This window comes from Pseudomonas sp. GD03842 (assembly GCF_029841165.1).
Classification (GTDB): Bacteria; Pseudomonadota; Gammaproteobacteria; order Pseudomonadales; family Pseudomonadaceae; genus Aquipseudomonas.
This window is the reverse complement of the sequence record NZ_JAOCEA010000007.1, coordinates 55,588-67,794: the sequence shown is the minus strand read 5'-3', so window position 1 is coordinate 67,794 and position 12,207 is coordinate 55,588. Positions and strand designations below refer to the sequence as shown.

General features: G+C 59.8%; 3 protein-coding genes. All 3 read left to right on the top strand.

All coding sequences use genetic code 11. The features are described 5' to 3' along the window. Nucleotides 1-178 precede the first annotated feature (178 nt). Genes N5D61_RS11820 through N5D61_RS11815 form a run of 3 tightly spaced genes read left to right on the top strand, consistent with a single transcriptional unit; the run spans nt 179 to nt 12,054 of the window. A complete protein-coding gene (locus tag N5D61_RS11820; RefSeq protein ID WP_279893073.1) occupies nt 179-1,858 on the top strand; it encodes a ShlB/FhaC/HecB family hemolysin secretion/activation protein in 1,680 nt (559 codons plus the stop codon). Between the two features lie 21 nt (nt 1,859-1,879). After that, entirely contained in the window at nt 1,880-2,944 is a 1,065-nt protein-coding gene (locus N5D61_RS26475) for a filamentous hemagglutinin N-terminal domain-containing protein (RefSeq protein WP_347881578.1), read from the top strand. Then, complete coding sequence (locus N5D61_RS11815) at nt 2,941-12,054, top strand: DUF637 domain-containing protein (RefSeq protein WP_347881577.1); 9,114 nt, start codon at nt 2,941-2,943, stop codon at nt 12,052-12,054. Before N5D61_RS26475 ends, N5D61_RS11815 begins: the two co-directional genes overlap by 4 nt. Nucleotides 12,055-12,207: the final 153 nt, after the last annotated feature.

The window sequence follows — 12,207 nt, the reverse complement described above, 5'->3', positions numbered from 1 at the left end:
AGCGAGCCTTTACAGAGAAGGGTGGCAGCGTAACAGGGCGTGTAGGACAGGTCGCCCCGCCCGAAAGGATAGTTTTGGAGCTTTTCAATTGACGCCAAATAAATGGCTAAATAGGATCCAAACCCGCTGATATGCCGTGCTCTTGCAAGGATGTTTCGTGGGTTTTCCCTTACGCCAAATTAAGCTCTTTTGTCTGCTGACCGCACTACAGCTGGTTGCTAACGCCGCGCCCACGCCGGGCGAACAAGACCTCATCCGCGACCGTCAGGAACGCTTGCTCCAGGAGCAAGAACGCCGGCTGGACGAACTGAAGAGTTTGCCCGGCCAGCCACCTGCACCTGCGCAGCCGAACCCGGTGCCCGACACCCGCTGTTTCACCATCAACACGATCGAGCTTAAAGGTGGTGACTCGCTATCCGAGTCCAAGCGCGGTCGTTTGACCCAACCCTATCTGGGTCGGTGCCTGGGCGTTTCCCAACTCAATGAGCTGCTCAAAGTCATCACCAACCTGTACATCGAGAAAGGCTGGGTCACCAGCCGCGCCTATCTGCCCCAACAGGACCTGTCGCAAGGCCATCTGCAGGTGCTGGTGATAGAAGGGCGGCTGGAGCAGCTTGGAGGCGATGCCGACAGCGGCTTGACCGAGCGTGAACTGGCCATGACGTTTCCCGGGCGGGAAGGGCAGTTGGTCAACCTGCGCGAGATCGAGCAGATGGTCGATCAGCTCAACCGTTTGCCCTCCAACCAGGCGCAAATGGAGCTAACGCCTGGCCAGCAGGTGGGGGGCAGCGATGTGGTGGTGAAAAACACGCCGCAGAAGCCTTGGCGCGTCAACCTGTCGCGCAACAACGACGGCCAGCGCAGCACGGGAGAACAGCAGTGGAACGCCGGCCTTGAGTGGGACAGCCCCTTGGGTCTGGCCGATCAACTGAGCCTGCGCGGTGGCCACGACGCCATGACCGATTCGGCCCACACCTCGCACAATGCTGCCCTGGCTTACAACGTGCCATGGGGCTGGTGGAACTTCAGTTACAGCTATAACGAAAGCGATTACCGCTCCGAAGGGCAAGCTGACGGCTTCACCTTCAAACAGACCGGCGACAGCCAGACCCATCAGGTGCGCGCCGAGCGCGTCGTCTACCGCGATGCGCTGAGCAAGACGTCGCTCAACATCGGCGTGTCGCACGTGCGCACCAACAACTATGTCGAAGACAGCCGCCTGGCGCTCAGTAGCAACCGCATCACCGAGTTGCAATACGGTATCAACCATGGCCGCCGCATCGGCGGGGCGTTTCTCAACGTTGACCTGGGCATGCAGCAAGGCATCGGCGCCTTGGGCGCTCAAGATAATAATCACCCGGACCCGGGCGAGCCTGACGCGCGCTACCGCAAATACACCGGCACGGTCAGTTACCTGCAGCCGTTCAAACTGTGGGGCGAGAGCCTGACCTTCACCAGCCTGGCGACCGGCCAGCGCAGCGAAGACGTGCTGTTCAGCCCGCAGCGCACCAGCCTGGGCGGCTCGGCGTCGGTGCGTGGCTACAAGGACCAGTTTCTCTCGGGTGACAGCGGCGGCTACTGGCGCAACGAGCTGCGCCTGACCCGTCCGGTGACCCTGGATTGGCTGCGCCCTGTGTTCAGCGACTACGGCGCTGCGGTCGGTTACGACCAAGGCGTCATCCGCAATGATCGCTACAACGGCGACGAACACGGTCGGCTGTCGAGCAACGCCTTCGAATTCTTCGCCCGCGGCCAGCACGTCGCGGCGAGTGCCACCTTTGCCCACTCTCTGGAACGTCCTGGCGGCGTGATCGAGCGCGAGTCGCCGATCTATTTTCGCCTCGACTTCTTCCTCTGACGCTTCGCCGGAATCCCTGACATGGACGTTCGCTTCTTTGATTTCCTCGCCCGCCAGCCTTCCGCGAAACTGACCGAGCGCAGCACTTTCTGCGGCCTGCCCAAGCGCGGCCTGGCGCTTATCCTGGCCAATGCGATGTTCTGGCAACCGCTGCTGGTTCAGGCCGATGGCATTGCCGTCAGTGGCACCACCAACACCACGCTGGGCCAGGCCGGCAACGGCGTGCCCATCGTCAACATCGCCGCACCCAACGCCAGCGGCCTGTCCCATAACCAATATCAGCAGTACAACGTCGGTGCTCAAGGCGTCATTCTCAACAACGCCACCAACCGTACCCAGAGCACGCAGTTGGGCGGCATCATCGTGGGCAACCAGAACCTCAATGGCCGCGCCGCCAGCACCATCCTCAATGAAGTAACCGGTGCCAACGCCACGCAGCTCAAGGGCTATACCGAAGTGGCAGGGCAGGCCGCCCGCGTCATCGTCGCCAACCCGTACGGCATCAGTTGCAACGGCTGCGGCTTCATCAATACGCCGCAAGTGACCTTGACCACCGGCAAACCCGTGTTCGACAGCGCAGGCGGGATTGACCGTTTCCACGTCGACGGCGGCAGCGTTTCCATCGACGGGCAGGGGCTGAACGCTGATAACGTCGATCGCTTCGACATCATCACCCGCAGCGCGAAAATCAACGCCGAGCTGCACGCCAAACAACTGAACATCGTCACCGGCCGCAACGACGTCAACGCCCAGACCCTGAACGCCACCCCCCTGGCAGATGACGGCAGCGCCAAGCCGCAACTGGCCATCGACAGCTCGGCCCTCGGCGGGATGTACGCAGGCGCGATCCGCCTGGTGGGCACCGAAGCAGGTGTTGGCGTAAAACTCGCGGGCAACCTGGCCGCCAGCGCTGGCGATATCCAGATCGACGCCAATGGCCAACTGAGCATGGCCCAGGTCGCCGCCAACGGCGCGGTCAACGTCAAAGCCGCCAGCGCCGAGGTGCAAGGCGCGATGTACGGTAGCAACGTCGACGTGCAGACCCGTGACGCGTTGAACATCCAGCAGAACATCGCCGCGCGTTGAACATCCAGCAGAACATCGCCGCGCGTGATCGCATCAGCCTGAGCAGTAACGGGCAATTGACCAACAATGCGATCGTCGAGGCGGGCGTGAACGCCGACAACAGCCGCAATGCGGCGGGTGATGTGGCGCTGAATGCGCAGAACCTGCGCAACGCAGGCAGCGTCACGGCCAGCCGCGCATTGCAAGCCACTGTTGCCCAGACGCTGAATAACCAAGGCGGCACGTTGAGCAGCCAGGCGAGCCTGCAGGTCTCGGCTGCGGTCATGGACAATCGGCAGTCGGGTCGCATGCTGAGTCAGGGCAGCACCGGGGTGACAGCCGCTCAGGTGCTCAACGCTCAGAATGGCTTGATCAGCAGCAACACGAGCTTGACAATCAACGCGGATCTGCTCGACAACCGCCAGCAGGGCAAAGTCTTCAGCGCCACGGGGTTGTCAGCCACGATCACCCGGCAGTTGCTCAACGGCTTGGGGCTGTTCACCGCCAATGGCAATCTGCAACTCAGTGCCGGGGAGCTGGACAACCGTGGCGGCACCGTGCGCGGTAATTCCGCGCTGAGCCTCAACGCGACCAACGTTGCCAACGACGCCGGCAGCTTGACCAGCGCGGGCTCGCTGAGCGTGACAGCAGCGAATGCCGTTTCCAACCAAGGGGGCGAATTACTGTCGGATTCGGCGCTCGTGCTGAAAAGCCTTTCCCTCGACAACAGCACGGGCGGCCGCCTGGCAGGCGTCGGGGTCACTGTACAGACCGGTGCTTTCGACAACCACGCTGCCAGCTTGACCAGCAGCGGTCGCTTGCAGTTGACCGCGCAGCAGGTCAACAACAGCGAAGCCGGGCGTATTGCCAGCGCCTTGGGCCTGAGCGCGTTCGTCACTGGCCTGGACCAACGCAATGGCGGCCAGCTGTACGGCAACGGCGATGTCACCCTGGACCTCAATGGTGGTCTGCTGGATAACCGGGGCGGCCTCATCACGGCGCCAGGGCAACTGCTGCTCAAGAACCTGAAGCAGGTGTCCAACCAGGCTGGAGAAATCTCCAGCGCCAAGGCGTTTTCCTTCACCGCGAGCGACCTGCAAAACGACGATGGCTCGCTGATCAGTGATCAGTCCCTGGTCGTGCGCGTGAATCGGCAGCTCAGCAACCTGAGAGGCGAGGTCTCGGCCAATGGCTTGGATGTGCACGCGGGCACATTGCTGAATGACGGTGGCCGCTTCAGCAGCCAGACCAATCTGGACGGGCTCGTTTATGGGGCCATGTCCAACCGCAATGGCGAATGGTCAGCCGCAGGCAATGCCACCCTCTCGGCGGCAAGCCTGGATAACGCCGGTGGCGACGTCGGCGCGGATCAACGCCTCTCACTGAACGTGAGCACGACCCTTGATAACCGGGGCGGGACCCTTGGTGCGGCCGAGGGCATCGCGCTGCAGGCTGCCAGCCTGAACAACGCCGAATCGGGCACCGTGGTGACTGACGGCGATCTAAACCTCAACCTCGACGGTCTGCTGAACAACGGCAATAACGGCCTGATCAACGCCGCGCAAACCCTCAACGTGCGAGCCACCGGCATCAACAACGTCGGCGGTAAACTGCTGGGCACCGCCGCGCTGAACCTTGATCTGAACGGCTCGGATCTCGACAACAGCAACGGCCTGATCGCTACGCAGAATCCGTTGGTCATCAATCATCTTCGTGACCTGAAAAACGCCGACGGTGAAATCTCTAGCAGCCAGACGTACAGCCTCATAGGCCGCACGCTGGACAACAGCGACGGCAAGCTGATTAGCAACCGGACCCTGAGCCTGACGGCCGATTCGTTGCTCAATCAGTCGGGGCTGATTTCCGGTTGGCAGGGACTGACTGTCAGCGGCGGCAGCCTCGACAACCGCAACGGCGGCACGCTCTCCAGCCGCAGCGGCGACCTTGGGGTCGCGCTGACCGGCGCCTTGCTCAATACTGCCAACGGCGCGTTGGTCAGCCAGAAGGCACTCAACGTCACGGCCGCCAGCCTCGATAACCGCGGTGGGATTCTGTCCAGCGGAGCAGGGCAGACCTACACCGTCAGCGGCCTGCTGGACAACGGCCAGAACGGCCTTATCGACAGCGGCGCCGCCTTGACCATCAACGCGACTCAACTGGGTAACGCCGCAGGCACGGTCAACGCGCAACAGGCATTGAGTTTCACGGGCACCGGCCTGGACAACAGCGCCGGTAGCATCGCGGGCAACGCAGGTGTTTCCCTTGACCTGCTTGGCAGCCTGACCAACACCAATGGCAAGCTCGCCAGTGCGGGCGACCTGCTGATCAGCCGCGCATCGCAGGTCAATAACCAAGGCGGCCAACTGGCGAGCCAACGGGCGCTGACCCTGTTCACCGGTGGGCTGGATAACCGTAATCGCGGCACCGTCGCCGCCAATGACAGCCTGCTGCTCACTGTCAGCGGCGCAATCCAGAACGCCAACAACGGCCTGATCTACAGCAAGAACGCGGGCCTGACGGTGCAGGCCGCGAGCCTCGCCAACGGCCAAGGCACCCTGCAAAGCCAGGGCGCACTGAACCTGACTGTCAGCGGCGACATCGACAGCCAGGCCGGCAAGATCATCGCTCAAGGCGGCGATCTCAACCTCACCGCCAACAGCGTCGACAACCGGGGCGGTGTGCTTTCCAGCCTGCAGAACGCGTTCACCGCCCGCATCACCGGCGTGTTGAAAAACGGTTACGACCTCACGCGCAACGGCGGCATTACCCAGGCTCAGCGCCTCGACATTCGGGCGTTGGCAGGCATCGACAACTACGGCGGGCGGATTTCTGCGCAGAGCGGCGACGCGTTCATCAACACCGGTAACGGCGATTTCGACAACCGCAAAGGCGGCCTGTACGCCAAGCAGAAGGTCAACGTCACCGGCAACCATTTCGATAACAGCGGCGACAATGACGGCCAGATCGCCGGTCAGCAAATCGACCTTGACCTGGCCGGCGCCCTTAACAATCGCCTGGGCATCATCGAAAGCTACAGCACCCTCAGTATCAAGGCGGCCAGCGTCGCCAATCAGACCGGCAAAATCCGCGCCTTGGGCACTGGCGGCGTTACCCAGTTCCAGATCGGCGGCCTGTTCGACAACCGTAACGGCATCCTGGAAACCGCCAACACCGACTTGTCGCTGGGCGTAGGCAACCTGCTCAACGCAGGCGGCAGTGTGCTGCACGTAGGCAGCGGCAACTTCGGTATTTCCACCGCCAACGTGATGAATGCTGGCGGCAGCTTCGTTACTCGCGGTGCGCTGACGCTCAATGCGGACAGCTGGACCAACAGCAGCGTGCTGCAAGCAGGGACGCTGAACGTCAACGTCAGTAACTTTACTCAGACCGCAAGTGGGCAGCTGTTGGCTTCGAAGGCGCTGACAGGATCGGGGGGCAACTGGAACAACGACGGCCTGATCGCCAGTGACGGCACGCTGAATCTGACGCTTGGCGGTACCTACTCTGGCAACGGCCGGCTGACCAGCCTTGGAGTGCTCGGCCTGGGCGCAGGCCAATTGGCGCTGGGCAGCGCGGCCAGCATCGCCGGCGGTGCTCGCACCGACATCAATGTCTCGGGACAGGCGAACAACTATGGCCGCATGACGTCAGCGGCCGACATGGTGTTCAACGCCGGGGCCATTGCCAACTACGGAACACTGGGCGCCGCTCAGGCCCTGACCGTGACGACGCCGACGCTCAGCAACACGCAAGGGCTGATCTTCAGCGGCGCGGACATGCAGTTGAACGTTGCCAGCCTGAGCAACCTGACGGGTGATTTTTACAGCCTGCGTAACCTGAACATCGGCGGATACGGCACTGCACGCGCCAATCAGGTCGCCAACGTGTCCGGATCGATGGAGAGCGGCGGCGTATTTTCAATCAACGCCACCGCATTCGAGAACCGTACGCAAGGTTCGGATGGGGCACAGAACTTTGCGGTGGGACGCACGCTGGTTTCAGGGTTTATCGCAATGCAATGCCTGGATTGCAGTGGCGATCACTATTCCGTCAACTTCGTTGCAAGGGAGACGTTCAACGCAGGTGAAGACAGCGATACCAGCGCCTCAGCCTTGCTGACGGCGGGCAGCAACTTCTCCTTCACCGGCAGCAGTTTCCTCAACAGCAAAAGCACCCTCAGTGCTGGCGGCAACATCTCCATTCAAGCGGACAACGTTAAAAACATCGGAGCCGTCAGCGGGACCGTCGAGCGCACCCTGACGTACTTCTATGGCGGCGACGTCAATGGCCATGAAATTACAGACGGGGACGTCAATCGCTTCATGGCGAATGTGGTCGCTTATAACCAGCGTGATAACCCTAATTTTCCATACGTCTACTATGTCGCGCCTTCAGGGGAGTTGCGCCTGGCCAAAGTCACTTTTACTAACAATCGAGAGCCAGGGCACGACGGCGGTTTTATACGAGTTACGAACGTCACAGATTTGCAGACCAATGCGAATGTCTCGAGTCTCACGCGTTCTGGTTATAGCTTCGGGTCTCAGCCAGCCTCACAATACGACCCTAACAACCTTCTGGCGTTACCTGCCGGGCTCAGCACGATGACCCTGGTCAGCGACGTAGAAGTGGCCAAGGACGGCACCAACAGCGCCGGGCGCAGTGCGGTCATTCAAGCAGGCGGCAACGTCGCCATCAGCGCCATCCAGGATCTGCAAAATAGCGTAATCCACCAGAATTACGCCTCGGCAGGCGGCACTAACAAAGTCGGCAACACCCTGGCGGCGGGCACCGGCAAGGCCGTCGTCGTTCGCCTCGACGCTCAACTGCCTCCCGACCTCGCCCAACAGCAGGTCAACCCAACCACCTTGCCCGGCTTCAGCCTGCCGACCGGCCAGAATGGTCTGTTTCGTCTAAGTACCCAAAGTGGAACCGATGCAGCGCCGATCGGGACTCGGTCTGGAACCTGGACCTTCAGCGGCGCCAACACTTCCACCTCAACCGAGGCAGGCAACGCAGGCGTCGTCCGGCCGGTCCGCACTTCCGAACCTGTCAGCGCGACCAGCGTCGGCCCCGTTCCTCGCGCTACGGCGAACGTTCAAGCGACCGTCTTGCTGCCGACCGTCAGCGCCGCAACCACCCAAAGCATCCCCAGGGTCCAGGGTTTGCCCAGCTACGCTGCCAAACCCAGCACCGGCAAATACCTCATCGAAACCAACCCCGTGCTCACCGACCTCAAGCAGTTCATGAGCTCGGACTACCTGCTGGCGGGCCTGGGTTACGATCCGGACACCAGCGCCAAGCGCCTGGGCGACGGCCTCTACGAACAACGCCTCGTACAACAGGCCGTCACCGCACGTACCGGCCAGGCCTTCATCGATGGACAGACCTCCAACGAGGATCAGTTCAAGTACCTGATGAACAACGCCATCGCCAGCAAGGAACAGCTCAACCTGTCCGTTGGCGTGTCGCTGACCTCCGAACAAGTCGCCGCGCTGACCCACGACATCGTCTGGCTTGAAGAGCACGAGGTAAATGGCGAAAAAGTGCTGGTGCCGGTGCTGTACCTGGCGCAAGCCGACAACCGCCTCGCACCCAACGGCGCGCTGATCGCCGGTAACGACGTCACCCTCATCGCAGGCGAAAACCTCGACAACGTCGGCACCCTCAAAGCCACCAACAACCTGTCGGCCATGGCAGGCAAGGACTTGGTCAACAGCGGGCTGATTCAGGCTGGCAACCGGCTGGATCTGTTGGCGGGTAACGACATCACCAACAAGGCAGGCGGCATCATCGCCGGTCGCGACGTAACCGTGACCGCCATCGGCGGCGACGTCACCAACGAGCGCACCCTCACCGCCCTCGACAGCGACGCCCGCGGCCAACTGCACAAGGACTATGCCGACAGCGCCGCCCGCATCGAAGCCGCCAACGATTTGAGCATGTCCGCAGGTCGCGACATCAACAACATCGGCAGTGCGCTGCAAAGCGGGCGTGACATGACCCTGAACGCTGGGCGAGACGTCAACCTCGTTTCCAGTCAAGTGGTCAACAGCCTCGTGCTGGACAGCAAGCACACCAGCAGCGACATCACGCAGATCGGCTCAACGGTGAGCGCAGGGCGTGATCTGTCGGTCCAGGCGGGACGCGACGTCAACGCCATCGCCACGCAGATCGATGCCAAACGTGACATCGCCATCGCCGCGACCGAAAACGTCAACATCAGCTCGGCGGCGGACGAAGAACACTCGCTGTCGAAAAGCAAAAAGCTGACCGTGCAGGAAGACCACGTCAGCCAGGTCTCGACCGACATCACCGCAGGCGGCAGCCTCGCCGTGAGCGCCGGGCAGAACCTTGCCGTCACCTCAAGCCGCATCACCGCAGGCGACGAAGCCTACCTGGTCGCAGGCGACAAGCTCGACATCCTGGCAGCCGAGGACAGCGACTACTCGCTCTACGACAAAAAGAAAAAAGGCTCCTTCGGCAAGAAAAAAACCAAACGCGATGAGGTGACCCAAGTCACCCACATCGGCAGCGAGATCACCTCCGGCGGCAACATGATGCTGGTCAGCGGAGGCGACCAGCACTATCAGGTAGCCAAACTCGACAGCGGTAAAGACCTGACCTTGAACAGTGGCGGGGCCATTGATTTCGAGGGCGTGAAGGATCTGCATCAGGAGAGTCACGCGAAGAGCAACAGCAGCCTGGCGTGGAACTCGATGTCGGGTAAAGGCAGCACGGACGAAACCCTGCGCCAGAGCGAATTGATCGCCAAAGGCAACTTGGCGATCAAGGCGGTGGACGGCCTGCACATTGATGTGAAGCAGGTGAATCAGCAGACCGTCAGTGAAGCGATTGATGCGATGGTCAAGGCGGATCCGAACCTTGCCTGGCTCAAGGATGCGGAAAAGCGGGGGGATGTTGACTGGAAGCTGATCAAAGAAACCCACGACGCCTATAAGTACAGCAACTCGGGCTTGGGCCAAGGCGCGATGTTGGCGATCATCATTATCACTACAGTATTGACTTCGGGAGCCGCGAGCGGCGCGATCGGAACAATGGCTGGGGTTGAGGCTGGCGCTGGAACGACCATGGCGGCAGCCACCACTTCTGAAGCCCTGGCTGCCGGGGTCCAATTTTCAGCAGCTGGATGGGGTAATGCCATGGCGACCGCGGCATTGACCTCTATGGCCAGTACAGGCGCTGTCAATGTAATCAACAATAAGGGCAATTTAGGGGCTGCGCTAAAAGAAACATTCAGCAGTGAAGCATTAAAAAATGCGGCTATTTCGGGAATGGTCGCTGGATTTACTACCGGTGTCATCGACGCAAAGCTAGGAGGTACAACTAAGCCATTCAACAGCCTGACTAAAGGATTCGACCTAACAACAGTTGAAGGTGTTCGAGGCTTCGCACTTCATCTAGGCGCCCAAGGTGTAACGTCGGCAGTCATTGAAACGGCGGTTAAAGGCGGAAGCCTTAGTGATAACTTACTGGGAAATATTGCCAGTCAAGCCGGCGTTGTCGCTGCCGCTGTTGGATTCAGTCAGGTAGGTGACTTCGCCCAGAAACAGTACCTCACAGCGCTCGGAAATAACGACCCGGCTGGAATGGCTCTTTGGGGTGAAGGCGGTGCCGGTAGAGTCTTCTTACACGCGCTTATGGGTGGCGCAGTGTCAGCAGCAACGGGCGGGGACTTTGCGACCGGTGCTATAGCTGCAGGCGCCAGTCAAGCCTCGGCTGGTGCTTTGAAAGCAATGTTTGACAACAATCCCGAGTTGCGCCAGGGCATGGCTCAAATTGTGGGGCTTACAGCCGCGGGTTTGAGCGGCAACGATGTGAATAAGGCGGCTTGGATTTCATTAATGGCGGATCAATACAACCGCCAAATGCACCCGGATGAAATCCCGCTTATCAAAAAAGAAGCTGCCCAATTTGCTCAAGAAGCAAACATCAGCCCAGCGGAGGCTGAACAGAAACTTGCCAAGGCACTGGTGTACTACACCGATAGGGATTGGAATGGCCTGCTGACCCAGCAGGGAGAAGTGCCGAGCGACCTGACGCTGAAATATCTGGGAATAGCGCTGGCGCCTTTAGCGGGCACCTATGCTCCTCCTGGTGGAGACATACCATCGGTGGGGCCAGAGCGAACCTATTCATCGGCGGACACGATAGTGCTGCTCGCAAACTACCGAAGCAATCACGCGGCTGAGTATGCGGATAGCTCCATTAATTTACTGAATCTTCAAAGTATCTACTCCGGTGATCTCCTTGGCGAATACGCGGCGTTCTACAGGAACAATCTGGCCGTCACGCCCGATTTCTCTTCCGCCGCATCAAACGTGGCGAATTCGGCTAGCGGAGCCATCGCAGGTGCAAATGCTGGATTTACGGGCTCACTAGCGTCGGCCTGGGCAGCACTGATGAACCCTAGTGCCGTGACAAACGGCATCATGGGACTGTCCAAAAATCCGTTCGAAAGCTTGGGGGCAGCAGTAGAGACCAGTCAGACCAAGGAAGCGCTGGCGAAGTTGTACGACATGCAAGGGAATTATTTTGCGAGCGCCGAGATCAGGGCGCAAAGCGATGTAGAATTTGCGTTGAATTTTCTTCCAGCCAATCGTATAAAGACGCTAGCTGAATTAGGGGCTTTGACGAAAGCCGATGGCGCTTACTCCGCGTCGACAAGGTTTGAAGCGGCGGGTGGCGCGGAAGGCGCAGTTACCCTTGCTAATGCAGAGAGAGGGACGTTAACAGAAGCAAATTTTGCTCAAAATAAAATCAAGTCTGATCGATCCTTCAGTGAGGATGGGCAAAGGGTATACTCAGAGCTGGCCGGCACACCGATCAAGACAGTTGATGACTTGGCCGGCGCTTTGAGGGTTGGGACAATTAAGCCGAATCAGCTTCCCGTTGATTATGTAGATATGAATGGTACTCGCCTTATTTTGAATACGCGAACTTCTACCGCGCTTGAGCAGGCAGGTATCCCTCGAATTGAGTGGTTCGGGCGAAATCAGACAGGTGTTGAGGCTTATCCAGGTAAGACGTTCAATGATTTGGCAGCAGATCAGTTAAAAAATAACAAATTGCCGCCGACAGGCGCAGAGCAATTAAGGTCAGTGCGTCCATGAAAATAGGTCAGCCAAAATTAATACTTGATCCATATGAGTGGCTGCCAGGATATGGTGAGTCAAGAGTATCATTCCACTCCGTTGGCTCGGATGTAATACTTGGTATTGAGTATGAGAAGGAAGTTATAGTTGATAGCGAAGAGATTGTACTGA